Origin of the sequence: Rhizobium sullae (assembly GCF_025200715.1) — a bacterium.
Lineage (GTDB): Bacteria > Pseudomonadota > Alphaproteobacteria > Rhizobiales > Rhizobiaceae > Rhizobium > Rhizobium sullae.
Genome location: NZ_CP104143.1, coordinates 1,933,344 through 1,958,275, shown reverse-complemented (window position 1 = coordinate 1,958,275; position 24,932 = coordinate 1,933,344). Strand labels below are relative to the sequence as shown.

24 protein-coding genes and 2 tRNA genes are annotated in these 24,932 nt (G+C 60.6%); 13 read left to right on the top strand and 13 right to left on the bottom strand.

Features of this window, described 5'->3' with window-relative positions; translation table 11 throughout:
* Nucleotides 1-16: 16 nt before the first annotated feature.
* Nucleotides 17-391, bottom strand: a complete 375-nt coding sequence (locus N2599_RS09890; RefSeq protein WP_027509281.1) for a YkvA family protein — start codon at nucleotides 389-391, stop codon at nucleotides 17-19.
* A gap of 118 nt (nucleotides 392-509) precedes the next feature.
* Here N2599_RS09890 and N2599_RS09885 point away from each other — a divergent pair, with 118 nt between their 5' ends.
* On the top strand, nucleotides 510-1,913 hold the full coding sequence (locus N2599_RS09885; protein ID WP_027509282.1) for a DegQ family serine endoprotease: 1,404 nt from the start codon (nucleotides 510-512) through the stop codon (nucleotides 1,911-1,913).
* On the top strand, nucleotides 1,910-3,226 hold the full coding sequence (locus tag N2599_RS09880; RefSeq protein ID WP_027509283.1) for a replication-associated recombination protein A: 1,317 nt from the start codon (nucleotides 1,910-1,912) through the stop codon (nucleotides 3,224-3,226). Before N2599_RS09885 ends, N2599_RS09880 begins: the two co-directional genes overlap by 4 nt.
* Before the next feature lie 18 nt (nucleotides 3,227-3,244).
* Here the strand turns inward: N2599_RS09880 and N2599_RS09875 are convergent, their stop codons facing one another.
* Nucleotides 3,245-3,550 carry a DUF1883 domain-containing protein gene (locus N2599_RS09875; RefSeq protein ID WP_027509284.1) on the bottom strand — a complete coding sequence of 102 codons (306 nt, stop codon included), beginning with the start codon at nucleotides 3,548-3,550 and terminating at the stop codon, nucleotides 3,245-3,247.
* Nucleotides 3,551-3,689: 139 nt separating this feature from the next.
* Nucleotides 3,690-3,854, bottom strand: coding sequence for a hypothetical protein (locus N2599_RS09870; protein ID WP_156915246.1), 165 nt, complete (start codon nucleotides 3,852-3,854; stop codon nucleotides 3,690-3,692).
* A 282-nt stretch (nucleotides 3,855-4,136) separates the two neighbouring features.
* Here N2599_RS09870 and modA point away from each other — a divergent pair, with 282 nt between their 5' ends.
* Complete coding sequence (modA, locus tag N2599_RS09865) at nucleotides 4,137-4,829, top strand: molybdate ABC transporter substrate-binding protein (RefSeq protein WP_027509285.1); 693 nt, start codon at nucleotides 4,137-4,139, stop codon at nucleotides 4,827-4,829.
* A gap of 90 nt (nucleotides 4,830-4,919) precedes the next feature.
* Here modA and N2599_RS09860 read toward each other — a convergent pair whose 3' ends face one another.
* Entirely contained in the window at nucleotides 4,920-5,918 is a 999-nt protein-coding gene (locus tag N2599_RS09860) for a ketopantoate reductase family protein (RefSeq protein WP_027509286.1), read from the bottom strand.
* Between the two features lie 82 nt (nucleotides 5,919-6,000).
* Entirely contained in the window at nucleotides 6,001-6,219 is a 219-nt protein-coding gene (locus N2599_RS09855) for a hypothetical protein (protein WP_027509287.1), read from the bottom strand.
* Between the two features lie 183 nt (nucleotides 6,220-6,402).
* On the opposite strand from N2599_RS09855, the gene ftsZ reads away from it, so the two are divergent.
* Complete coding sequence (gene ftsZ / locus N2599_RS09850) at nucleotides 6,403-7,422, top strand: cell division protein FtsZ (protein ID WP_027509288.1); 1,020 nt, start codon at nucleotides 6,403-6,405, stop codon at nucleotides 7,420-7,422.
* A gap of 310 nt (nucleotides 7,423-7,732) precedes the next feature.
* On the opposite strand, the gene N2599_RS09845 is transcribed toward ftsZ, so the two are convergent.
* The 5 genes from N2599_RS09845 to N2599_RS09825 form a co-directional block, all read right to left on the bottom strand.
* Nucleotides 7,733-8,077 (bottom strand): LysR substrate-binding domain-containing protein, encoded by a 345-nt coding sequence (locus N2599_RS09845; protein WP_027509289.1) that lies wholly within the window; start codon nucleotides 8,075-8,077, stop codon nucleotides 7,733-7,735.
* A 159-nt stretch (nucleotides 8,078-8,236) separates the two neighbouring features.
* The gene (locus tag N2599_RS09840; RefSeq protein ID WP_027509290.1) at nucleotides 8,237-8,830 is read right to left on the bottom strand and encodes a carboxymuconolactone decarboxylase family protein; all 594 of its coding nucleotides are present in this window, start codon (nucleotides 8,828-8,830) and stop codon (nucleotides 8,237-8,239) included.
* A gap of 146 nt (nucleotides 8,831-8,976) precedes the next feature.
* Entirely contained in the window at nucleotides 8,977-11,373 is a 2,397-nt protein-coding gene (locus tag N2599_RS09835) for a phosphoketolase family protein (protein ID WP_027509291.1), read from the bottom strand.
* Between the two features lie 71 nt (nucleotides 11,374-11,444).
* Nucleotides 11,445-12,629, bottom strand: coding sequence for an acetate/propionate family kinase (locus tag N2599_RS09830; protein ID WP_027509292.1), 1,185 nt, complete (start codon nucleotides 12,627-12,629; stop codon nucleotides 11,445-11,447).
* A gap of 484 nt (nucleotides 12,630-13,113) precedes the next feature.
* Nucleotides 13,114-13,188 (bottom strand) — tRNA-Asn (locus tag N2599_RS09825).
* A gap of 117 nt (nucleotides 13,189-13,305) precedes the next feature.
* Between N2599_RS09825 and N2599_RS09820 the strand changes: the two genes are divergently transcribed.
* Together N2599_RS09820 and N2599_RS09815 are read left to right on the top strand one after the other, a co-directional pair.
* Nucleotides 13,306-13,602 (top strand): membrane protein, encoded by a 297-nt coding sequence (locus N2599_RS09820; RefSeq protein WP_027509293.1) that lies wholly within the window; start codon nucleotides 13,306-13,308, stop codon nucleotides 13,600-13,602.
* A gap of 171 nt (nucleotides 13,603-13,773) precedes the next feature.
* Nucleotides 13,774-13,847, top strand: a tRNA-Cys gene (locus tag N2599_RS09815).
* A gap of 94 nt (nucleotides 13,848-13,941) precedes the next feature.
* Here N2599_RS09815 and N2599_RS09810 read toward each other — a convergent pair.
* Nucleotides 13,942-14,172, bottom strand: coding sequence for a DUF6719 family protein (locus tag N2599_RS09810; RefSeq protein ID WP_027509294.1), 231 nt, complete (start codon nucleotides 14,170-14,172; stop codon nucleotides 13,942-13,944).
* Between the two features lie 255 nt (nucleotides 14,173-14,427).
* On the opposite strand from N2599_RS09810, the gene N2599_RS09805 reads away from it, so the two are divergent.
* The 7 genes from N2599_RS09805 (at nucleotide 14,428) to exoR (ending at nucleotide 23,522) form a co-directional block, all read left to right on the top strand.
* Nucleotides 14,428-15,333: a hypothetical protein gene (locus N2599_RS09805; RefSeq protein WP_051336511.1), complete on the top strand. Its 906-nt coding sequence runs from the start codon at nucleotides 14,428-14,430 to the stop codon at nucleotides 15,331-15,333.
* A 361-nt stretch (nucleotides 15,334-15,694) separates the two neighbouring features.
* Nucleotides 15,695-16,360: a protein-L-isoaspartate O-methyltransferase family protein gene (locus N2599_RS09800; RefSeq protein ID WP_027509295.1), complete on the top strand. Its 666-nt coding sequence runs from the start codon at nucleotides 15,695-15,697 to the stop codon at nucleotides 16,358-16,360.
* A gap of 229 nt (nucleotides 16,361-16,589) precedes the next feature.
* Complete coding sequence (locus tag N2599_RS09795; RefSeq protein WP_027509296.1) at nucleotides 16,590-17,414, top strand: DUF2497 domain-containing protein; 825 nt, start codon at nucleotides 16,590-16,592, stop codon at nucleotides 17,412-17,414.
* 118 nt (nucleotides 17,415-17,532) lie between these two features.
* Entirely contained in the window at nucleotides 17,533-20,373 is a 2,841-nt protein-coding gene (locus N2599_RS09790) for a valine--tRNA ligase (protein WP_027509297.1), read from the top strand.
* A 396-nt stretch (nucleotides 20,374-20,769) separates the two neighbouring features.
* Nucleotides 20,770-21,996, top strand: a complete 1,227-nt coding sequence (locus N2599_RS09785; protein WP_027509298.1) for an OmpP1/FadL family transporter — start codon at nucleotides 20,770-20,772, stop codon at nucleotides 21,994-21,996.
* A gap of 496 nt (nucleotides 21,997-22,492) precedes the next feature.
* Complete coding sequence (locus N2599_RS09780) at nucleotides 22,493-22,720, top strand: hypothetical protein (protein ID WP_156915248.1); 228 nt, start codon at nucleotides 22,493-22,495, stop codon at nucleotides 22,718-22,720.
* A gap of 1 nt (nucleotide 22,721) precedes the next feature.
* Nucleotides 22,722-23,522 carry an exopolysaccharide production regulator ExoR gene (exoR, locus tag N2599_RS09775; protein WP_027509299.1) on the top strand — a complete coding sequence of 267 codons (801 nt, stop codon included), beginning with the start codon at nucleotides 22,722-22,724 and terminating at the stop codon, nucleotides 23,520-23,522.
* Between the two features lie 19 nt (nucleotides 23,523-23,541).
* Here the strand turns inward: exoR and xth are convergent, their stop codons facing one another.
* Both xth and erpA read right to left on the bottom strand, forming a co-directional pair.
* Entirely contained in the window at nucleotides 23,542-24,333 is a 792-nt protein-coding gene (xth, locus tag N2599_RS09770) for an exodeoxyribonuclease III (RefSeq protein WP_027509300.1), read from the bottom strand.
* 119 nt (nucleotides 24,334-24,452) lie between these two features.
* Nucleotides 24,453-24,785: an iron-sulfur cluster insertion protein ErpA gene (gene erpA / locus N2599_RS09765; protein WP_027509301.1), complete on the bottom strand. Its 333-nt coding sequence runs from the start codon at nucleotides 24,783-24,785 to the stop codon at nucleotides 24,453-24,455.
* Nucleotides 24,786-24,932 lie beyond the last annotated feature (147 nt).

Sequence of the window (24,932 nt, the reverse complement as noted above, 5' to 3'; positions counted from 1 at the left end):
GGGGATGCGGGGCGCCTCAAAGGAAGGCCAACACCAGAAAGATGAAGCAGCAGGCCCAGACGGCAAGGACGAAAAGAAGCCCCGCTCTGCTACGGCCCGGACGGCTGGCGCGCAATGCGGCCTCCTTCCTGAGGTCGGCCATGATCTGCGGCGGGACGAGCTTGACGGCGAGCAGAATGCCGAGCGGCAGGATGACGAGGTCGTCGAGATAGCCGAGGACCGGGATGAAATCCGGGATCAGGTCGACAGGTGAAAGCGCATAGGCGGCCACTGCTGCAGCCGCCGCCTTGGCAAGCCATGGAACGCGTGGGTCACGAGCGGCAAGCCATAATGCGGCGATGTCACGCTTCAGTGACGTCGCCCATGTTTTCGCTTTTGATATCAGTTCCATGCCGCAAGTTCCTCATGTGCTTTCAAACCCGTCTTATTCCTCCATGCTTCCGCCCTCTTTCCTTTCTAGCGTCCAGCGCTACAACACTTTCTCAATACGAAGTTCAAAAGGGATCTCAATGCAAGGCCTGTTGAAACGCGCTTCCATCTCGCTCTTTGCGCTGGTCGTCGCTGTGCCGCTTGGCGCATATGCGCAGGATGCGAAGACCGTACCGCAGAGCCGGACGGAAATGCAGCTTTCCTTCGCGCCGCTCGTCAAGCAGACGTCAGGCGCTGTGGTAAATGTCTACGCAGAGAAGATCATCCAGCGCCGATCTCCCTTCGCAGGCGACCCCTTCTTCGAGCAGTTCTTCGGCCAGCAGATGCCGAATCGTACCGAGAAGCAATCCTCGCTCGGCTCCGGCGTCATCGTCGAGGCCGACGGCACGGTGGTGACCAACAACCACGTCATCGAAGGCGCGGACGACATCAAGGTGGCTCTGTCGGACGGCCGCGAGTTTCCCTGCAAGGTCGTGCTCCGCGATGACCGATTCGATCTCGCAGTGCTGAAGATCGAAACAAAGGCGAACTTCCCGGCGCTTGCGATCGGCAATTCGGATGCAGTGGAAGTCGGTGATCTGGTGCTTGCGATCGGCAATCCCTTTGGCGTCGGCCAGACGGTGACGAGCGGCATCGTTTCGGCGCTGGCGCGCAACCAGGTGGTCAAGAACGAGTTCGGCTTCTTCATCCAGACCGACGCCTCGATCAATCCGGGCAACTCGGGCGGCGCGCTGATGAACATGAAGGGCGAACTGATCGGCATCAACACGGCGATCTTCTCGCGTGGCGGCGGCTCGAACGGCATTGGCTTTGCAATCCCTGCCAACCTGGTGAAGGTGTTCCTGGCATCGGCTGATGCAGGCTTGAAGTCGTTCGAGCGCCCCTATGTCGGCGCCACTTTCGATGCGGTGACCTCCGAGGTGGCCGAGGCGCTCGGCCTCGACAAGGCGCGTGGCGCGCTGATCGTGAAGGTGACGGATGACGGTCCCGCGGCCAAGGCCGGGCTGAGGACCGGTGAGATCGTGACAGCCGTAAACGGCGTTCCGGTCGAGCATCCCGATGCGCTCCTCTATCGACTGACGACGGCAGGCCTCGGCAATTCCGTCAACCTGACTGTGGTCGAAAACGGCGGCGAGCAGCAGGTGGCGCTGAAGCTCGACCGCGCTCCGGAAACCTCGCCACGTGACCAGCGCACGATCGGCGGGCGCACACCATTCACCGGCACCGTCGTCGAGAACCTCTCGCCGCGCGTGGCCGACGAACTGCGCATGCCGACCGAATCGACCGGCGTCGTCGTCGCCGACGTGAAGGACGGCTCGCCCGCGGCGCGTCTCGGCTTCGAGCCCAAAGACATCATCGTTTCGATCAACGGCGCGCCGGTGAAGACAACGGAGGAATTGGTGCAGATGGCCGACACGGATCCCGGCTTCTGGCGCGTCGAGATCGAGCGCGACGGCGAGCGGATACGGCAGTTCTTCCGATGAGCGACGATCTCTTCGCGCCGCGCATTCCTGAGGATGTCGCCAACAGGCGGCCCCTGGCCGATCGGCTTCGGCCGCAGACGCTTGCCGACGTCACCGGCCAGGAACATCTGACGGGCGAAGACGGCGTTCTGCGCCGGATGATCGCGAGCGGCTCGCTCGGTTCCATGATCTTCTGGGGTCCGCCCGGCACCGGCAAGACGACCGTTGCCAGGCTGCTTTCCGGTGAAGCGGGTCTCGCCTTCGAACAGATCTCGGCGATCTTCTCCGGCGTCGCCGACCTCAAGAAGGTTTTCGAGGCGGCGCGCCTGCGCCGCATGGACGGCCGCCAGACCTTGCTTTTCGTCGACGAGATTCATCGTTTCAACCGCGCCCAGCAGGACAGCTTCCTGCCGGTCATGGAAGACGGCACCGTCATCCTTGTCGGCGCCACCACCGAAAATCCGTCCTTCGAACTCAACGCCGCGCTTTTGTCTCGCGCCCGCGTGCTGACCTTCAGGTCGCTCGATGAAGAAAGCCTGGAAGTGCTGCTGAAGCGCGCCGAGACGGCCGAAGGCAAGGCGCTGCCGCTGACGGAAGATGCACGCGCCAGCCTCCTGCGCATGGCGGACGGCGACGGTCGTGCCGTGCTGACGCTTGCCGAGGAGGTTTGGCGTGCTGCCCGCGATGGCGAGAGCTTCGATACCGAGGCTCTCACCCGCATCGTGCAGCGCCGCGCCCCGGTCTACGACAAGGCGCAGGACGGCCACTACAATCTGATCTCCGCGCTGCATAAGTCGGTGCGCGGTTCCGATCCGGATGCGGCGCTCTATTACCTCGCCCGGATGTTCGATGCCGGCGAAGACCCGCTCTATCTCGGGCGGCGGCTGGTGCGCATGGCGGTGGAGGATATCGGCCTTGCGGACCCGCAGGCGCTGGTGATCTGCAATGCGGCCAAGGACGCCTACGATTACCTTGGGTCTCCGGAAGGTGAATTGGCACTGGCGCAGGCCTGCGTCTATCTGGCGACCGCTCCGAAATCCAATGCCGTCTACACGGCCTTCAAGGCGGCCACGCAGGCGGCAAAAGAGAACGGCTCGCTGCTTCCCCCGAAGCATATCCTGAACGCGCCGACCAAGTTAATGAAGGGCGAGGGTTACGGCGAGGGCTATCGCTACGACCACGACGAGCCCGACGCCTTTTCGGGCCAAGATTATTTCCCGGAGAAGATGGGCCGCCAGACCTTCTACGATCCGCCGGAGCGCGGCTTCGAGCGGGATATCCGCAAGCGGCTGGAATATTGGGCGAAGCTCAGAAAAGAGCGCAATCCGCGCTAGTCGCCGTGCGGTGACATGCTATGAGGCACGCTTCTGGCCCGCCGGCGCCGTGATCAGCTTCACCGAAGATTCGGCAAGCCCATGATGGCCTTCCATATCCACGACCAGATGCCAGTGGCCACTCTCCGGAACGGCGAGCCTGACGGGGGATTTCTTGGCGACGCCGCCGACATATTTGAAGTCGAGAACTTCGGTAAAGCGCTGATAGTTCGGCGCTGTCATCAACCGCACATTGTTCACCGCGTTCAGCGTCACCTCGATAACGGTTCCGGCGCGCTGCTCGTGAAGATCGTAATGGGTAAAGCGGAAGTTCGGTTTCGGCATCGGTCTTTGCGGATAGAATCTCTATAGCCGCTAATTTTAGGGGATGCCGGTTAAGGAAGAGTTTGGCTGCATGAGGTCGCAGCGCATCGGGCGCTCCCGCTCTGGGACAGCGCGAGCAGCGCGGTCAGGGCATCTTACCTTACGGTAGCTGCCAGAGATTGCCGACGATGACGTAGAGTTCGACGCAGGCAAGCACGACGCCGAAGATCATCAGGATCTGCGCCGTACGGCGTTCGCGCATCTGGCTCGTTCCGGTCTTGTGACGCGGCGGAGGAAACGAAAAGGGCGGAAACATCAGACGCATGGCATTCACCTTTGCATGGATGTCAAAGATTACTGCCGGTGCGGATAGGAAATCCATTCGCGCTAAAGGCTGAAGATATAGGAATCTCATAAAGATAGCCGATGTCTGAGAGCGTGTTTGAGAAGTGCATTCCCAGCATGACTCTGGTGTGATTCATTGGGTATCGGATTGATCGGGGGCCGACACGATGGGACGCTGGGCATAGAATGGCCGGGCAGCCGTGGAATGCAGGCTAGATGCGTATTATAAGAAAGGTCGTTTCGACCGAATTCAGGTGAGGCCATGAACCAGGAAATCCGGCTTTTTGGCGCTATTGCGGTCCGACCCGCCATCCTTGCTCTCATATCCCAGTTCGAAGCGGCTACAGGATTCACAGTTGCGGTCAAGTGGGAGCTCAATCCGACGGTAAAGAAGCAGATTGAAGCTGGGGAACCTTTTGACCTCGTCATCATCAATCCGGACCTGATTGAGGATCTGACCGCCTTGGGAAAAATCAAGGCGGCGAGCCAGGTAGCGTTCGGCCGGATAGCAATGGGGGTGGCGGCCAAGGCAGGCGGTCGACCGCTCAACATCGGGTCCGTGGAAGCATTCGAACATGCGTTGAAGAGCGCCAGATCAATCGCCTACGCCAGTGAAGGAACCAGCGGCGGCTACTTCTCCAGTTTGCTGGAACGCTTGGGAATAGCAGACGAGGTGAAGCCCAAGCTGGTGGCCGTACCAGGAGGGCAGACAGCGCCGGCCGTAGGCCGTGGGGAAGCCGAGCTGGGGGTTGTTCCCGTGACTTCGATTCTCGCCGCCGCTCCCGAGGTCATGCTTGTCGGTCAGTTTCCGGCAGAACTCCAAAGTTACATTGACTTCGCCATTGGCATCAGCGCCGATTCAAGGGACGCAGAAGCTGCCAAGCAGCTGTCTGAATTTCTGATGTCAACAGCCGCTGATGACATCTTGGCGGCAAAGGGCCTCGAGCGCCGCTAAAAGCGTACTTGACAAACAGCGATCGGCTCACGGCCATCGTCTGATGAGTTTGCGGTGGCGGCGATAGTGATATTTCCGGAGACGGAAAAGCTATTGCCGGTTTTCGCGATCGAGCTGTGAGACCAGTGCAAATACCGCCTCGGATACCGGTGTCTGCACGGCAACAAGCCGCCCCAGCGAAACGACCATTCCCGTGAGCGGCACGATTTCCAGCGGCTTTCCGGCCAGCAGATCCTGCAGCATCGATGTGCGCACCGGGCCGAAATTCCGGGACTGCTCGAGGCGCTCCTCGACGGTGACATCGAAACGGGCGCCGAGCGCGGTGCCGACGGCACGCACTTCGTTCATCACCTTGCCGGCGATATCGCAAAGCGCCGGGTTGGCCATGATGTCGCTCATCAACGCGCGCGTCAGGGCGCTGATCGGGTTGAAGGCGGCATTGCCAGTAAGCTTGTTCCAGATTTCGTCGCGGATGCGGTCCGTCGCTGTAATGTTGAGGTCAGCACGGGTGAAGAGCGCAGCGATGGTTTCGAGGTCGGCGGATGTTTCTCCTGATGGTTCACCCAGGATGAAGCGGCCATTGTTCGAGAGCTTCACCTGGCCAGGATTGATCACTTCCGCACCCTGATAGGCAACGCAGCCGATGACGCGCTCCGGGCCGATCAGGCGCCAGAGACGGCCGCCAGGATCGAGTTCCTGCAACTGCAGTTCGGCATGCGGGCTTTGCCTGTCGCGGTGAAAATACCACCACGGAATGCCATTCAGGATCATGACGACGCGCGTGCCGTCCTTCAGCAGTTTCGTGATGCCTTCGGCGGCCGGGCCAAGCTGGTGGCCCTTGAGGCCCGTGACGATCAGATCCTGCGGCGGAAGCGCAGACGGGTCGTCCGTCGCGGTGAGGCGGGCGTTGATCGGCGTCTCGGAGCCGGCCTCGAAGAGGTCAAGGCCATTCTTTCTGATCGCATCGAGATGGGCGCCGCGCGCCACCACGGAAACCGTTGCCTCAGCGCCGAGCCCGGCAGCGAGCTTTACTGCCATGGCACCGCCCAGCGCGCCGGCGCCATAGATGCAGATGGTTCTGAAAGTCATGAAAGAACGCTCCGCGATCATTGCTGTCGCGCTAGACCTAGGTCGCGTTCGCCGGATGGCGAGTCGATTTTCAACACCCGCGTCAATGCGCCGTAGCGTCCGCTACAAGTTCATTGCGGCGGAGCTCGTCGATCGCGGCGACGGCATCTTCTGCCGGCCATCCGGCGCGGAGCGCGGCGGCGATCATCTTGACCTCGACCTCCTGCTCCAGCGCCAGAAAGAGCGGCTCCAGCGCTTCCTGGACGGTGAGGATATGCTCGCGCGGCGAGGCCACGGTCTGGCGTGCTGTCGATAAGGGCATCAGAGTTTTCCCCCCAAGAATCATTGTAAATGCGCGAACGGCAAAAAAGTTCCACACGACATTTCAGAAAGCGCACATCTTGTGCTTTCGCCCTGCCTCTGCCTTGTTGCGTGCTTAGCCTGACACGCGATTCGGTTTGCCGCAACGAGGGCGGGGACGAGAGCTGGCACAAAGGAGAATATGATGACGGACGCCAAGAGCGGGATTTCGGGATTGCGGCCGCGGATAACGGTGATCGGCGTCGGCGGCGGCGGCGGCAATGCGATCAACAACATGATCTCCGAAAATCTGGAGGGCGTCGATTTCATCGCCGCCAACACGGATGCGCAGGTGCTTGCGACGTCCAAGGCGTCGCGCCGCATCCAGCTTGGCGCGCATGTGACCGAGGGACTGGGTGCCGGATCGCTGCCGGAAGTCGGTCGTGCGGCGGCCGAAGAATCGATCGACGAGATCATGGATCATCTGGCGGGCTCGCACATGTGCTTCGTCACCGCCGGCATGGGCGGCGGCACGGGCACGGGCGCAGCGCCGGTGATCGCGCATGCGGCGCGCTCCGCCGGCATCCTGACGGTCGGCGTCGTCACCAAGCCCTTCACCTTCGAAGGGAACCGGCGCCTGAGAACGGCGGATATCGGCATCGAAGCGCTCAGGCAGGCAGCCGACACCGTGATCGTCATTCCGAACCAGAACCTCTTCCGCATCGCCGATGCGAAGACCACCTTCGCCGACGCCTTCATGACCGCCGACCGTGTGCTCTTCGCCGGTGTCGGCTGCATCACCGACCTGATCGTCAAGGAAGGCCTGATCAATCTCGACTTCGCCGACGTCAAGTCGGTGATGCGCGGCATGGGCCGGGCGATGATGGGAACCGGTGAGTCATCCGGCGACGAGCGCGCGCTGAAGGCCGCCGAAGCGGCGATCGCCAATCCGCTGCTCGACGACATCTCGATGAAGGGCGCCAGGGGAGTGCTGATCTCGATCTCCGGCGGTTCGGACATGACGCTCTTCGAGGTGGACGAGGCCGCAAGCCGCATCCGTGACGAGGTGCAGGACGACGCCGACATTGTCGTCGGCGCGATCTTCGACCGTAATCTCGACGGCAAGTTCCGCGTCTCCGTCGTCGCAACGGGTCTCGACGCTGAGCTCTCCGCATCGGCACCGGACGCCGTCGCTCAGCAGGTCCATACGCGCACGCTTCAATAGGCGATTGGGCGCTTCGCCTGGCTTTGCAGCATGGCCATTTCGGTTGCGACCATCAATCGGAGGTCGATCTCCTAAAGTGCGGTCGGCAAAGGCCTTCAACTCGTTGCCGCAGGACGGTGGAGCACCAGATCGAGCAGCGCCCTCAGACGCGGCGCGATGATAGCCGAGCCAGGTATCCCGGCCCGGCGGCGAGTCGTTAAGCTCCAGTCTTTTCAGGCCGGGGAAACCGTCGCCGAGGGGACGGGCAGCGACGCCACGCCTGCACCGCGGGCACAGAGTACGGACTGGACGTGGCGACTGTTGCTTCGCATCACGATATTGGCGTTGGGAAATTGGTGCTTGAGCCAATCAACGTCCGGCGTGGCGGAGAAGCTTGGTCCATCGCCACTATATTGAAGCCGCGGCCGTCGCCCATAACGGGTGGCCGGCTGTCCTTCGCGGCATAGGGCCCATATTCGATGTGCATCAGCTTTCGCGATATGATGTCTGGTTCGGTGAACGGGCGGATAAGGGCGACGAGCTCAGCCTCGCGGCGGAAAAGGTTGCGGGCGGTGAGCAGTTCGACAACGATCTTCGGATGGGCAAGCGAGAACTCCGCAAGGATTGGCGAGAGAACGTGCAGGCCGAACCATTCGGAGCAAGAAATACGCAGCATGCCTTCCAGTTCGAGGACGTTGCCAGCAAGCTGCCGTTCGAGCGCAACCGTTTCCTCCTCGACGCGCAGGCAGGAAGCCAGGCGATATTCCCCGGCCGCTCCACGAAACGGCTGCAGCCGGCAGGTGGTGGAAAGCGCCGGGGCGATTGCAGGGCTGCGTCAGGCAAGTCCCATGACTGGGCGACCGACGGTGAGGGCCTTGCGCAGGTTGGGGTCGAGCCGTTCGGCGTAGACATGGTCCGGTGCCGCGCCCAGCGCATCCAGCATCTTCGAGAAGAAGCAGCGGGCTGCCGCCGCCGCGGTGATGTCGAAGATCTCGGCATCGGTGAGCCCATGTTTTTTTAACCCGTCGACATCCTGCTGCGTCACCGAGGTCGCGTCGCGCACCACCTTGGCGGCAAATGCCATGACGGCGCGCTCGACGGCATCGATCGGCGCCTTTTCCGTCTCGTTCGCGACCGCTGCCAGTCCGTCATTGGTGAAGCCTTCACGCAACAGCACGGAGCCGTGCGCCAGCATGCAATACGAGGACTTGAGCTCCTTTGCCGCCGCCAGCGTCACGAGCTCGTAGCGCCTGGGGCTCATATGGCTGCGGATGCTCGAAAGCAGCGTGCCCCAGTGCTCCATAACCTCGGGCCGGTGCCCGAAGGTGCGGTACATGTTTGGCAGATAGCCGTAATTCGACTCGGCGGACGCGTACATGGACGCGGTCTTCTCGCTGGCGGATGCATCGGGGGTGTGGATGAAGGGCATGCGTGGTCCTCCTCTGTTTATGTAAGAAGGATAGACTGAAAAATGCGGACGGCAATCTGTTCGAGGAAGCTAAGATCGAATCCGCCCCCGGACACCCACGAACTCGCGTCGCGATCGGCTGAAGCGATGATTGCGTTCGTTGGTGCTCATGGCTTGCTCCTGACCGGCCATTTCCAGTTCCGGACCTCCGGCATGTCCTCGCCGTATTCCCGGACATAGGCTTGGTGTTCGGCGAGTTTCGCATGCAGCCGGTCGAGGATCTCCGGCACCTTCTCCTTCAGCTCGGGGACGCGCTGGATGGCTTCAATGGCGAGGTGGAAGCGGTCGAGCTCGTTCAGCACCGTCATGTCGAAAGGCGTCGTCGTCGACCCTTCCTCGATGAAGCCGCGCACGTGGATGTTTTCGTGGTTGGTGCGTTTGTAAGTCAGCCGGTGGATGAGGTAGGGATAGCCGTGATAGGCGAAGATCACCGGCTTGTCCTTCGTGAAGATCCGGTCGAATTCATCGTGCTCCAGCCCGTGTGGATGCTGCTCCTTGGACTGCAGCGCGAGCAGGTCGACGACGTTGACGACGCGCATCTTCAGATCGGGGATCATCTCGCGAAGGAGGCTGACGGCCGCCAGTGTTTCCATCGTCGGCACGTCGCCGGCGCAGGCCATGATCACGTCGGGCGCGATCGTGTTGTCCTCGTTGCTCGCCCATTCCCAGATGCCGATGCCGGCCTTGCAGTGCTCGATCGCCTCATCCATCGTCAGATATTGCGGCTCCATCTGCTTGCCGGCGACGATGACGTTGCAGCGGTCGTAGGTCTTCAGGCAATGGTCGCCCACCCAGAGCAGCGTATTGGCATCCGGCGGCAGGTAGATGCGCACGGTATCGGCCTTCTTGTTGGCGACGAGATCGACGAAGCCCGGATCCTGGTGGGAAAAGCCGTTGTGATCCTGCCGCCAGACATGCGAGGTCAGCAGGTAGTTGAGCGAGGATATCGGCTTTCGCCATTCCAGCTCGCGGGTGACCTTCAGCCATTTGGCATGCTGGTTGAACATGGAATCGATGATGTGGATGAAGGCTTCGTAGCACGAGAAGAGGCCGTGCCGGCCGGTCAGCAGATAGCCTTCCAACCAGCCCTGGCAAAGATGCTCGCTCAAGACCTCCATCACGCGGCCGTCGGGGGAGAGGTGCACGTCATAGGGCTCGATGCCTTCCATCCAGACGCGATCAGTCACTTCGAAGACGCTGCCGAGGCGGTTCGATTCCGTCTCGTCGGGGCCGAAGATGCGGAAATTCGCGTTCGCGGCGTTGAGCTTCAGCACATCGCGCAGATAGTGGCCGAGAATTTCGGTCGACTGCACGGCCTGGCTGCCGCGGTCTCCAATCCTGATCTCGTAATTGCGGATATCGGGAACGGAGAGTTCCTTGCGCAGCAGACCGCCATTGGCATGCGGGTTGGCTCCCATCCGGCGGCGGCCTTTGGGCGCCAGCGCGCGCAGATCATCCTTCAGGCGCCCGTCCGCATCGAAGAGGTCTTGCGGATCATAGCTGCGCATCCAGTCTTCGAGGATTTTCCTGTGGCCGTCGTCGCCGCGGCAGTTGGAGACCGGCACCTGATGGGCGCGCCAGAATCCCTCGACCTTTTTGCCGTCGACTTCCTTCGGCCCTGTCCAGCCTTTCGGGCTTCGCAGCACGATCATCGGCCAGCGCGGCATGCCGGAGCCACCTGAGCGCGCTTTCGCCTGGATGTCCGTGATCCGGTCGAACACCGCGTCGAAGACTGCCGCCATCTTCCTGTGCATGTCGGCCGGCTCGTGTCCCTCGACGAAGAAGGGCTCATAGCCATGCCCCTGGAAAAGATCGCGGAGATCATCTTTGCTGGCGCGGGCGAGAATCGTGGGGTTGGCGATCTTGTAGCCGTTGAGGTGGAGGATCGGCAGCACCGCGCCGTCGCGGGCGGGGTTTAGGAACTTGTTCGAATGCCAGCTGGCGGCAAGCGGGCCGGTTTCGGCCTCGCCGTCGCCGACGACGCAGGCGACGAGCAGCTCCGGATTGTCGAAGGCGGCGCCATAGGCGTGGACGAGGGCATAGCCGAGCTCGCCGCCCTCATGGATCGAGCCGGGCGTTTCGGGTGCTGCATGGCTCGGAATGCCGCCAGGAAAGGAAAACTGGCGGAAGAGCTTGCGCATGCCTTCCGCATCCTCGGAAATATCCGGATAGATCTCACTGTAGGTGCCTTCGAGATAGGTGTTGGCGACCATGCCCGGCCCGCCATGGCCGGGTCCGCACATGTAGATGACGTCGAGGTCGCGGGCGCGGATCATTCGGTTGAGGTGCGCATAGATGAAGTTCAGTCCCGGCGTCGTGCCCCAGTGGCCGAGCAGGCGCGGCTTGATATGCTCGGGCTCCAGCGGTTCGCGCAACAGCGGATTGTCCAAAAGGTAGATCTGGCCGACGGAGAGGTAGTTGGCGGCCCGCCAGTAGCGGTCGAGCAGCTTGAGGTCGGCGTCAGAAAGCGTGGAAGGGGCGGTGTTCGAGGCGTGCTGTTCCATGGATTTCCCCTGTTCGAAACGTGTTCAGGTTCAACTCTAGCGGCCTGCGCCGGGCCGTTTCTTGATCTGGATCACCCTGCACCGAGAATAGCGAGCGCCTCGTCGGCGATAACCTGCTCCTCGTCGGTGGGGATGACGAGCGCGGCGATCCTGCTGTCGCCCGCGCTGATGACCGCCGCGTTAGCCTCGTTCCGGCTATCGTTGAGATGAAGGCCCATCCAGCGGAGATGGGCGGCGACGCGGCGCCTGATCTCCGGTTGATTTTCGCCGACACCGGCGGTGAAGACGACCGCGTCCAGGCCGCCGAGCGTCACTGCCATGCGGCCGATCTCGCCGGCGATGCGGAAGCAGTAGAGGTCGATGGCCTGGGCGGCTTCCGGCCGCTTGTCCTTCAGAAGAACCCGGGTGTCGCCGCTGATACCGGAGACGCCCAGCAGGCCGCAGGCATGATAGAGGAAGTCTTCCAGTTCCCCGGGATCACGCTTTCCCTTCCGCATGAGATAGAGGAGGGCGCCGGGATCGAGCCATCCCGGCCGCGTCGCCATCGGGATGCCGTCAAGCGCCGAGAACCCCATACTGCAATCACGGCTGATGCCGCCCTCAAGGGCGCAGAGGCTCGCTCCGCTGCCGAGATGGGCGGCCACGACCCTTCCGCCGGCCACCTCCGGCGCCTGCCGCTTCAGCGCGCTGGCGATGAACTTGTAGGACAAGCCATGAAAGCCGTAGCGCCGCACGCCTTCGTCATGCAGCGAGCGCGGGATCGCCAGGCGTCGGACGAGGTCGTCCTGCGTCGTGTGGAAGGCCGTATCAAAGGACGCCGTCTGCACTATCTGGGGCCGCAGCTCCTTTAGCGCGCGGATCACCCGCAGCGCCTGCGGCTGGTGCAGCGGGGCAAGCGGAACCATCGCATCGATCTCACCGATCGTCCGTGCGTCGAGCGCTGCGGCCTCATGGAACCGAAGGCCGCCATGGACGACCCGGTGCGACGCGAGCCTTAGGGAGCCGGGCGGCAGATGAGCCAGCAAGTGATGCAGCGTGCCTTCGATGACCTCGGCGAACCGCTCGCCATTGCCGCCCGGAAGCGGGCGCTCGAAGCGGTCGTCTCCAAGCGAATAGCGCAGGACAAGCTTGCCGTCGTCGAAGTCGATCTTTCCCTTGCCGATCGGCCGGGCGGCGCCTGTGCCGGCATCGAAGATGCCGATCTTCAGCGTCGACGATCCGGCATTGAAGGTCAGGCAAACTGTATCGGCATCCATGCTCGGCCTCTCCGTGGAGGTCCGGCGGCAGGAATCACCGCCGGCTTCGATTGTCATCTAGGGCCTTTCACAGTCACGTAAACCACGGTGCGGCGTCGCGACAAGGCGTGATCCAGTGCCGTTGCGACAGCCTCAGGCGCAGACATTCAGTTTTGAACGTCGCTTGGCAGTTCGGGCGGGGACGGGCAGGGCGCAGAATCCAGCGCACACTGGGCGGATTGCATGACAGGCTACACGGCCATATCCGGACTTCTGGACGTGCAAACCGAGCAGAGTTTGGAAATATGCTGAAGGATACTGATTTCGCGTTCATGGGTGCTGGCGAAGCGCTATGGTCGCTTCAGCATCGTGACAGGATGCTGATTTCACGCTGGAGCCGCCGAAACTACGGCAACGCCCGATCAGCCGCTGTGGGGGAACGATATCGTAGTTTGGAGGGTTTAAAGCAGCTAGAGCGCACCAATGGCGCGCTCTAGCGAAAAACTGGCTCCCCGGGCCGGATTCGAACCGGCGACCTGTCGATTAACAGTCGAATGCTCTACCGCTGAGCTACCAGGGATCACCGCTTGCGGCGGCGTGAGTGGGCTAATACAAATGCTTGCTCGATTTGCCAAGCGGTTTTTTCAAAAAAATGACATCCGCTTGTATTCGCGGCGTTTGTCCCCATCTCCTGTGCATGACTGACGGGAAAGACAATAGCAGAAACCGGCGCGAAAAGCACTTCGGCATCGATCATACGACGGGAAAGCTCGTTCTCGGTTCCCTTCACATACCGTTGCCGCGCTCGCGCATTGCGCGCGTATTCATTGGCGTACTGCTGATCGTGTGCGGCATCCTGGGTTTTCTGCCGGTTCTCGGCTTCTGGATGCTGCCACTCGGTTTCATCGTTCTTTCGCACGACCTACCGATCGCTCGCAGATGTCGCCGCCGATTCTCCATCTGGTGGCACCGGCGGCGGAAGCCTGCCGGTTGATCGTGCGAAGTGGCGGGCGAAGGCACGGATGCGAGGTTGCCGGAGTGCGATTTTCGGCTGCACTTACTGCAAGCATTCGCAATGCGCGTTTTTCCGGATTGGCCTCTTGCGCGCTTCGTGGATTCGTTCTAAACGCCCGCCATCACTCGCCTTGCATATAGCAAATCGGATGGCCTCGTGGCGGAGTGGTGACGCAGAGGACTGCAAATCCTTGTACCCCGGTTCAATTCCGGGCGAGGCCTCCAAATTTCTCAATGCTTTAGCATTTCGGCGTTAGACACAATTTCGGAAGGTGTCTAAGCCGGTTGGCAAGCTTTTGCCGCGAGTGACCGGTAGGGCTCACTGGTGGACGCATTGGCCGCGTCTAATTTCATTTCGATTTTTAGGTTTGGAGTACCTCGCGATCATACCGGCCGGGCACCGCTTGTCGTCGTACAGAACGTTCTCGCCCGGAGCTAATGACGAAACGGTCGGCTTTTGCGTTACGACCTTCGTCGCAGCCTCTGCTGGCACGAAGTCAGCCAGGAACAGAACTGCCCATGCGAAGAAAATGATTATCATGCGTTTCATTGTCCCCTCCATATATTCATGAACGTTAATATATAGCGAAAGTGGACATGCAAGGAACCTTCGCAATCGGATTAGCCCGTCACCGTAACAGTCCGGACGTTTTCTACGCGGATGCATCCAGCGCGCGCCAAGTAATTATTTGACAAACAACCATATATTTGAAAATGAGGGGGCCATCCAGGAGCAAACCTCCAAGGTAAAAGCCGGCCTCTGCGGCCTGGCTGCTTTGCCGAAATCAGTCCGCTGTGATCCGACATGCCGGCCATTGAACAGGAAATTCGACAAGACGCGCGCATTCCGTCCGGCTACAGCGTTCAGGAACTTCTGGCGTCGCCGCTGTTTGCAACGTCGCTGACGGAAGCGGCAAGCCGTCTTATCGGCATCTATCATGAGGCGCCGCGCGCGGTGCGCTATACCTCCGACCTGCGCCGCTGGCTTGTCGCTCAGGCGGCACTGGCCTTTTATTTCGAAAACAGAACGGGTGTGAGCCGTGAGGATTTGACGGTAACGCGCCTTACCGAGTTCGGGCCGCTGCACGAATTCGCCAGCAGGAATACGATCGCTTCCTACATGGCGCAAATGCGCCAGTACAAGCTCTTCACCGAACGGGAAAGCCGCGACAAGCGATTGCGGCCGCTGGTGCTTTCCGAGGCAGCGGAGCATCTTATCCGCAACTGGTTCGACAGCCACATGGCATCGCTTGACCTGTTGGATGGAGGCGAGCGGCTTGCTGTTTCTCAGGCCGACCCGCGGCTGCTCTATTACGCTCATCCGCCCGCTGCCCGGGCGCTCATCGCCGATCCGCGCTGGAACGATCCGCCGGAAAGCGTAAAGACCTTCACGTTTACCAATCTCGGCAGCAATGTGATTCATGATCTGGTTGCTCGCTTTCCATCCGGCAGCACGCTGTCGGAACGATGCTACGTCGGTGAACTGAAGCCGGGGACGCTTGCAGGCCATTACCATGTCTCGCGTACGCACATCGTGCGCGTGCTGAACCGTGCGAAAGCCCTGGGCGACATCGGCTGGGACGGATTGCAATATGGCGACAATTTTTGGATTTCCGCTCGCCTGATCGAAGATTACCGGCGGTGGCAGGCCGTCAAGTTCGAAGCGCTGTCGAGGTCGATACACGGCGCTTGCGTGCGGCTATACGCATAGGGCGGCGTTCAGGTGCCGCTGCACTTCGCAACTCTCTGCGCACTGAACGCTATCGTGTCGTTTCGCTGTCCAACAGCCCGCAGCAGAATATGGCGATGAGCGCTGCGATGATGAAGAAGTCGAACAGCGTAAGATACTCGAAAAAGGCAGACATGGCCTGCACCTCCTCCATTTCCTCCGGTTGCAAGAATACCACAAACCACCTCTTTGTTCCAAACAAGAGTTGCAGCCGTGGCCGCGCCGTAGGGCAGCCGGTTCAAGCGGGAGGATTCTTGCCGCAGTTGCTTACTGTGCCTTGAAAGCGCACGCCGCGGAGATTAAGAGGACGGGTGACAATGCCGCGTTCAAGGGGCGAGAGGATATGATGGATTTCGAAGCAGCACGCGCAAAGATGGTCGACAACCAGATCCGTACGACGGACGTCACGTCGCATTCGGTGCTGACGGCCTTCCTGACGGTGCCGCGCGAGGTGTTCGTGCCGGAGAAGTCCAAGGCTCTCGCCTATGTCGACAACGATGTCGAAATCTCGTCGGCAGCGGACGGCAAGCCGGCGCGCTTCCTCATGGAGGCTTCGCCGCTGGCAAAGCTGCTGCAACTCGCTGCCATCACCAAGGATGATGCGGTTCTCGAAGTCGGCTGCGGCACGGGTTATACCTCGGCCCTGCTGTCGATGATTGCCGGTTCGGTCGTCGCCCTTGAATGCGACGAGACGCTCGCAGCCGAAGCGAAGAATAATCTTGCCGGTTACACGAACGTCTCCGTCGTCATCGGCGCCCTGGAGCAGGGCAACAGTGCCGGCGCACCCTACGACCTGATCTTCATCAACGGCTCCGTGGAGGAGGTTCCGGCAGCGCTTCTCGGCCAGCTCGCCGAAGGCGGCCGCCTCGTTACCGTCCAGGGCTACGGCCACGCGGCCCGCGCCAAGGTGTTCTTCAGCGAGAAGGGCGCTGTTTCGGAAAATGTGTTCTTCAACGCTTCGGTCAAGCCACTGCCGGGCTTTGCCAAGGTTCGAGAGTTCGTCTTCTGAGCGTATTTTTTGGCTTTTATGCAACGGGCGCCTAAGGCGCCCGTTTTGTTTTCCGCCTGTCGCAAAAGCTTGGCGGCGCCGGCGTAGACTGCCGCAACAAAGCTGTGCACGGGCGCATTCATTTGATTCGCGCTGATTTTTTTCATGTCTGGGGTATTCTAAGGTCGAGGTGATTCGGATGCCCACTCCACGCAATCCGATCGTTGTTGCAGGGATAACGGGGATAGATATGGCTCAGCCAAGCGTAGTGCGTGAACCGTCCATGGAAGAGATTCTGGCGTCGATCCGCCAGATCATCGAAAGCAATGAGCCGGGTGCGGGCAGGGCGATTTCGCCGTCCCTGCCGCCCGTCTACGGTGCCGACGACGAGGAGAGCGACTCCAACATCCATCTGACGGTTGACGAGACTTACGCTGACGTCGAGTTCCCCGAGCCTATGATGCCGTCCGATCCGCGTTTCGTTGCGGCGAATTCGGCAGGCAGCCGCGAAGCGGAAGCGCCGTCGCGCGCGATGTCGCTTGCCGATGTCGCAGCCCGTGTTCGCGCCGCCTCGGAGCGTACCACACCGCAGCCGCAGCGCGAAGCGCCGCCGGTCTTCCGTCAGCCGGAGCCGGTCGGACGCCTGGAGCAGGAAACCCACCGTCCGGTGGAAGCTCACTCGACTCCTGCCGTTGCTCCGCCGCTGGCAGTAATGCCGGCACCGGCCGTTGCGCAGGCAGAACGAGTTGAAATGCCGCAGCCGACCGTCGCAGAACCGGCGCCGCAGCCGCAGGCGGTTGTCCCGCCGGCAATCGCATCTGCAGAGAGCCGTCTGCCGGGCGTTGGCGGAGAGGCCCAGGGCCTGATTTCGCAGAGTGCGGGCCAGCAGATCGCGCGCTCGTTTGAGGAGCTGGCGCTGGCGATCGATGGCGCCGAGCGCCGGTCGCTGGACGAGATTGCCGAGGACATGCTGCGTCCGATGCTACGCGAGTGGCTGGACGACAACCTGCCGACGCTCGTCGAGCGGCTGGTGCGCGAAGAGATCGAACGCGTGGCGCGCGGTCCGCGCCGCTGACTGGAACCGCTTTTTATCGAACAAGCCGCTCCGGTCTCCGGGGCGGCTTTTTTATTGACTTGCCGTCAGCCATCCTATTTACAACCCCCATCCTAAAACCCCGAAGTTTGGTCATAAAATGCTCGACAAGACCTATGATTCCACCGCAGTCGAACCGAAAATCGCCGCGAAATGGGATGAAGCCGATGCGTTCCGCGCGGGCGCCAACAAGAAGCCTGGCGCCGAGACCTTCACGATCGTCATCCCGCCGCCGAATGTGACCGGTTCGCTGCATATGGGGCATGCGCTGAACAACACGCTGCAGGACATCATGATCCGCTTCGAGCGCATGCGCGGCAAGGATGTGCTGTGGCAGCCGGGCATGGACCATGCGGGCATTGCCACACAGATGGTAGTCGAGCGCCAGTTGATGGAGCGGCAGCTCCCTGGCCGCCGCGAGATGGGCCGTGACGCCTTTGTGGAAAAGGTCTGGGAGTGGAAGGCGGAATCGGGCGGCCTGATCTTCAACCAGCTGAAGCGCCTCGGCGCCTCCTGCGACTGGTCGCGCGAGCGGTTCACGATGGACGACGGGCTCTCGGAGGCGGTTCTCGAGGTTTTCGTCACGCTCTACAAAGAGGGGCTGATCTACAAGGACAAGCGCCTCGTCAACTGGGACCCGAGGCTTCTGACGGCGATCTCCGACATGGAAGTCGAGCAGGTGGAGGTCAAAGGCAATCTCTGGCATTTGCGCTATCCGCTTGAAGAGGGCGTCACCTATCAGCATCCCGTTGCATTCGACGAGGAGGGTAAGCCCACCGAATTCGAAACGCGTGACTACCTGGTTGTTGCAACGACGCGGCCCGAGACCATGCTCGGCGATACTGGCGTCGCGGTGAATCCCGAAGACGAGCGCTACAAGCCGATCATCGGAAAGCACGTCATTCTGCCGATCGTCGGCCGCAAGATTCCGATCGTTGCCGACAACTACGCTGATCCGACGGCCGGCACCGGCGCCGTCAAGGTCACCCCTGCACACGACTTCAACGACTTCGACGTTGCGAAGCGGACGGGCCTGCGCGCCATCAACGTGCTCAATACCGATGCTTCGGTTACGATCAAGGACAACGAGGACTTTCTGGAAGGCCTCGACCATCCAGCCGCCTTGCATGGTGCCTGGGACCGGCTGGAAGGCCAGGATCGCTTCACGGCGCGGAAGATCATTGTCGAGATCTTCGAGGAAGCAGGCCTGCTCGACAAGATCGAGCCGCACATACATACGGTCCCGCACGGCGACCGCGGCGGCGTGCCGATCGAGCCGCGTTTGACCGAACAATGGTGGGTGGATAACAAAACGCTTGCGAAGCCTGCCATCGCATCGGTCCGTGAAGGCCGCACCAAGTTTGTTCCGAAGAACTGGGAGAACACCTACTTCCAGTGGATGGAGAACATCCAGCCGTGGTGCATTTCGCGCCAGCTCTGGTGGGGCCATCAGATCCCGGCCTGGTACGGTCCGGATGGCCAGGTCTTCGTCGAAAAGACCGAGGAAGAGGCGCTGCAGGCGGCAATACAGCACTACCTCTCGCACGAGGGCCCGATGAAGGCCTATGTCGAGGACCTCCTGGAAAACTTCAAGCCGGGCGAAATCCTGACGCGCGACGAGGACGTACTGGACACCTGGTTCTCCTCGGCGCTTTGGCCTTTCTCCACTCTCGGCTGGCCGGAGAAAACGCCGGAACTGGCGCGATACTACCCGACGAATGTCCTCGTCACAGGCTTCGACATCATACCGTTCTGGGTCGTTCGTATGATGCAGATGGGCCTGCATTTCATGAAGGACGAGGACGGCAATCCGATCGAGCCCTTCCATACCGTCTATATCCACGCGCTCGTCCGCGACAAGAACGGTCAGAAGATGTCGAAGTCGAAGGGCAACGTCATCGATCCGCTCGAACTGATGGACGAATACGGTGCCGACGCATTGCGCTTCACGCTGGCGATCATGGCCGCCCAGGGCCGCGACGTTAAGCTCGATCCGGCCCGCATCGCCGGCTATCGCAACTTCGGTACCAAGCTTTGGAACGCGACGCGCTTTGCCGAAATGAACGGTGCCAAAAGCGATCCGAACTTCGTTCCGGAGGCGACGGGGCTGACGATCAACCGCTGGATTCTGACGGAGCTTGCCCGGACGGAACGTGACGTTACGGAAGCGATCGAATCCTACCGCTTCAACGACGCGGCCGCGGCACTTTACCGCTTCGTCTGGAACCAGGTCTGCGATTGGTATCTGGAACTGCTGAAGCCGGTCTTCAGCGGTGAAGACGAGGGCGCGACGAAGGAGGCTCAGGCCTGCAGCGCCTATGTTCTCGAAGAGATCTACAAGCTGCTGCATCCCTTCATGCCGTTCATGACCGAGGAGCTTTGGGCGCATACGGCGGGCGAAGGCGTCGAGCGCGACACGCTGATCTGCCATGCCGAATGGCCGGCGCCGTTCTATGCCGACAATGCTGCGGCCGACGAGATCAACTGGCTGATCGACCTCGTCTCCGGCATCCGCTCGGTTCGCGCCGAAATGAACGTCCCGCCGGCGGCGACCGCGCCGCTCGTCGTCGTCAAGGCCAACAATCTGACTCGCGAGCGACTCGCCCGCCATGAGGCGGCGATCAAGCGCCTTGCGCGGGTCGATGCGGTTTCGCTTGCCGACAGCGCGCCGAGGGGTGCGGCGCAGATCGTTATCGCCGAAGCGACCGCCTGCCTGCCGCTCGGCAGCCTGATCGATCTTTCCGTTGAGAAGGCCCGCCTGGAGAAGGCGATCGCCAAGACTGAAGGAGAGATCGCGCGCATCAACGGCAAGCTTTCCAACGAGAAGTTCGTTGCAAATGCCAATCCGGACGTGGTGGAAGCGGAGCGCGAGCGGCTGGCCGAATTCCAGAGCCAGATCGCAAGCCTCAAGGTGGCGCTGTCGCGCGTCGTCGAGGCCTAAGCTATCCATGAGGATATAATACTTGAGGCGTCCGGCCTAGCCGGACGTTTTTTTCATGGTGGTTGGAATGATTCGATCGTCCCGGCTGAATATTCGCTATTTCGCAGACGCAGTTTTGCGAGTTTATGAAATGAATTGCCCTCTCAGGCGAAAAACGCGACTGTTGTCAGATTGATACAGTTTGTCCGCGGTGTGGAATGGCAATCCAAAAATACCCATAAATGATTAGGGTATTAGGATAAAATTTTATGAACAAAAAAGATTGACGTGTCCGTCAATTTCTTACGTCAATTTAACACCTCCCCTCCATTATGGCGGCAAGAAGGCACGAGTTGCCATTTGTGGTGATCGCTTGCACTGTGCCGCCATCAGATTGCTTGAGTGGGGGAGACACAATTGGCATCTCGTATGTTTTTCAGAGGCGTAGCATCGCTCGCCATTCTTTCGTCCATCGCTTCGCCATCGTTTGCAGGCGGCTTGGATCGCGGCGGGTATAATATTGATCTTCTGTTTGATCCTTCGCGCTTTGCGGTCGAATCCACGGCTACTTTCGTGATGCCGCAGCGCAAGCTGAAGAATGTGGACGATATCAATCCCTTGAACGGTGATCTCAACGCGATCCCGGGATATTCCACCTCGGCGGACGACAGCGAGGACTACTGGTCTCCTCGTATCGGTGCCAAGGCTGCGATCAGCGATGCGGACTGCATGTTCGATTATTCGCAGCCCTATGGAGCTCACACCAATCCAGGTGCTCGCTGGGCGGGCGCAAGCGATAACATCGAGACGAAGGTCAACAGCGACAATTATGCTCTGACCTGCTCCTACAAATTCGACATGGGCCCTGGTCAGTTTCGCGTGATTGGCGGCGCCAATTACCTTGAAATGGACGGTTTCAAGGAACGCCTTCTAGTGCCGCCTGAAGCGATTGGTTTCGTAGCGACTGGCGTCGGGCGGCTTGACCTTGAAGGGGACGGCTGGGGATGGCGAGCCGGCGTTGCTTACGAAATTCCGGAATATGCGCTTCGTGCGAGCTTGATGTACTACAGTGAAGTCAAGCTCAACGACGTCACTGGAACGGTGGACATGACGCAGGTGCCGGCCGCCCTTCATCCTCTCGGCGGCCTGGTCATTCCGGTCGAGGGATCGACGGCGATGCCGGATGCGCTGGAATTGAAGGTCCAGTCGGGTATTGCGCCAGATTGGCTTGCATTCGGCTCGGTCAAGTGGACGGACTGGAGCCAGTTGCAGCGCATCCCGTTCTATAATGGCGGCGTCGAAATCACTTCCCTTGATCTAGGTTATCGAGACGGCTGGACGATCACCGGCGGTGTCGGTCACAAGTTCAATGATCAGTGGAACGGTGCCGTCAGCGTCACTTGGGACCGCGGCACATCTCAGGAATACGGTTCGCAGACCGACAGTTGGCTGCTCGGTGCTGGTGTCTCTTATTCGCCTAACCAGAACGTCGAGTTCCGCCTTGGTGGGGTGCTCGGCATCCTGACGAGCGGGGATTCATCTCCCACGACGATTGACGGCGTTGCTGTGGGCGACGAGGCGACCTACGAGTTCGACAATGATTTGGTGACGGCGCTCTCGACATCGCTCAAAGTCAAATTCTGATCTTGCATCAACGAACTAGAAGAGCCCGGCAAAAACGCCGGGCTTTTCTTTGCGCCGGCCGTATTAACCTTGCTCCAAGTCATCCCATTTTGTGACGATTCAGCAACACATTTTTACGACAGTTCGCATATGTTGGCGGCGGGGCGAATTTGTCCATTTCCCGCCACAAACAGGGCGCAGCGATATTTGCGGGCGAGGGAATGGCAGGCGTAGGGTACGTTTAAGAAGCAAGATGGGTCGATTTTTTTCCGGGACGTGCGGTGAGCGTATGAGCGTCGGCTTTGATGCCGCTTCATGTGCGATTCAGCTTTTCCCGCAAGGCGATTCCGCCGAAAAAATTCACTCAGAAGTCGCGTCCCTAAACTGTCTTTTCCACAATGATACGGCGTCCGTTGCCGCCGCACGCAGGCACTGCGATCACGCCGATACCGGTTTGGTCACATTTGGTGTTTACGAATATTCGAAAGGCGGAAGGACGCTTGTTCGCTCCGCAGGAATGACGCCGCAGGCATTGCAGGCGGACCAGCCCGGAACCCGGGTGGTCTATCGCGATGCGCAGGAAATTCAGGCTCTCGAAGAAGGGCCGAAGGCTAGATGCGACGCGGGCAAAGGGGTCATTGAGCCCGCCGCGGGATCGCTCGCCTGGAGGAATACGCCGGGAAGCCGGGCAGCGGAGTATGTGCTGCCGTGGCGGTCTGCGATGGAAGCGAAAGAAACCGAGTGAAATGCTGACATCCGAGTTCAGACTTTTCAGATTTACGCTTATGGGGCTGTCTATCGTGCTTTCCGCGGCGATGTCCTCCCCGGCCAAGGCATTCGATATCAATGCCGGCGTCACCAAGGAATCCGGTCCTTTCGATCTCTTCAAGTTCGGTTTCAAGGCCTATAAGAGCGGCCAGAAGGAAGAGGCTGTCGAAGCCTATAAATACGCCGCCGAAAAGGGCCATACCGGTTCGCGCTGGGCGCTCGCCAACATGTATGCCGATGGCGACGGCGTTGCTCAGGACGATTTCGAAGCCTTTAAGATCTACAGCGAAATCGCGCAGCAGGGCGTGGAGCCCGGCTCCGAAGATACCGGCTTCTTCATCAATGCGCTTTTGTCGCTCGCCAATTATTACAAACACGGCATTCCGCGCAGCCCCGTGCGGACCGATCTCAATCAGGCCCGTCAGCTCTATTTCCAGGTCGCATCGACATTCGGCGTTGCCGAAGCGCAGTTCCAGCTCGCGCAGATGATGCTGTCGGGCGAGGGCGGCACGCGCAGTCCGCAGCAGGCGAAGAAGTGGCTGAACCAGGCCCGCAAGAGCGGCCACCCCGGCGCCATGTCGGTCTTTGGCAACATCCTTTTCCAGGAAGGCCAGTCGGCACGCGGCTTGGCGCTGATGACGGCGGCGCTCGACCGCTGCAAGCCGAAGGATTGCAGCTGGATGCAATCGCTGCAGGAACAGGCCTTCTCGGTCGCGACCGAAGGCGATCGCCGCACGGCTGTTTCGCTCTCCCACAAGATCGCGACCGGCAGCGACTGAATTAGTCCTAGAGCTCTCCTTACGCTGGGAAATCGAAATAGGCGACGACCGGAACATGGTCGGACGGCTTTTCCCAGGCGCGCACGTGCTTTTCGATCGCAACCGACGTCATGTAATCGGCGGCCTCCGGCGAAAGCATCACGTGATCGATCCGGAGGCCGTTGTTCTTCTGCCAGGCTCCTGCCTGGTAATCCCAAAAGGAGTAGAGCTGAACGGCGTCGGTCGAGGCGCGGACGGCATCGGTAAGCCCGAGATTTTCGAGCCTGCGGAAGGCCTCGCGCGTTTGCGGCAGGAAGAGCGCATCGCTTTCCCAGATCTTCGGATCGAAGCAATCATGCGGCTCGGGGATCACGTTGTAGTCGCCGGCGAGGATGAGGATGTCCTCATAGGCGAGGCGCGAGACCGCAAACTGGTGCAGCCGCTCCATCCAGGCGAGCTTGTAAGGGTATTTTTCGCTGTCGACCGGATTGCCGTTCGGCAGATAGAGGCAGCAGATGCGCAGTGCGCGATTGCCAGGGATCGAGAACACCGCTTCGAGAAAACGCGCCTGCTCATCGAGAGCATCGCCCGGCAGCCCGCGGGTGACTTCGTCCGGCGTGGTCTTGGAAAGGATTGCGACGCCGTTGAAACCCTTCTGGCCATGCGTTTCGACGTGATAGCCCATCGCTTCGATCTCGAGCCGCGGGAAAGCCTCGTCGATAGTCTTGATCTCCTGCAGGCAGACGATATCCGGATCGGAGTCCTTCAGCCATTGCGTGAGGTTGTCGATGCGCGCCTTGACGCCGTTGATGTTCCAGGTCGCGATCTTCATAGGCTGTTCCTTTGCCGCTTCGTGCCCGACCTTTTATCGTGCCGTCCCACGTGCGGACAAGACGATAAACCGGCCGGAAGGCATTCTTCGGCCGGTTCGGTGTGGATAGACAGGGAAGCTTAAATCGAGAAGCTGGTGCCGCAGCCGCAGCTTGCAACCGCGTTCGGGTTCTTGATCTGGAAGGATTGGCCGAGAAGGTTGTCGACAAAGTCGATTTCCGAGCCGGCCATATAGACCAGCGACAGGCTGTCGATCAGCACCCTGGCGTTGTTCTTCTCGATGACGATGTCATCGTCCCGGGCATCGCCGGTAAGATCGAACTTGTAGGAAAAGCCCGAGCAGCCGCCGCCTTCGACGGAAACGCGCAGCGCGCTCTTGCCGGTCTCGGCACCGACGATCGCCGCGATTCGTTTTGCCGCCGCGTCGGAAAGGGTTACACTCGTATCCGTCATGTTTCCTCCTGCCGGGGTCAAGATCCGGAGAGAATTGATACCGGCCGATAAACGTCAAACGGCTGATATCAAAAGAATTTATCACATGCGTTGCTAAAACGCACTCTTCGGCGAAGCTTTTAAGAAAGCGCCTCTTTGCCGTTTGTA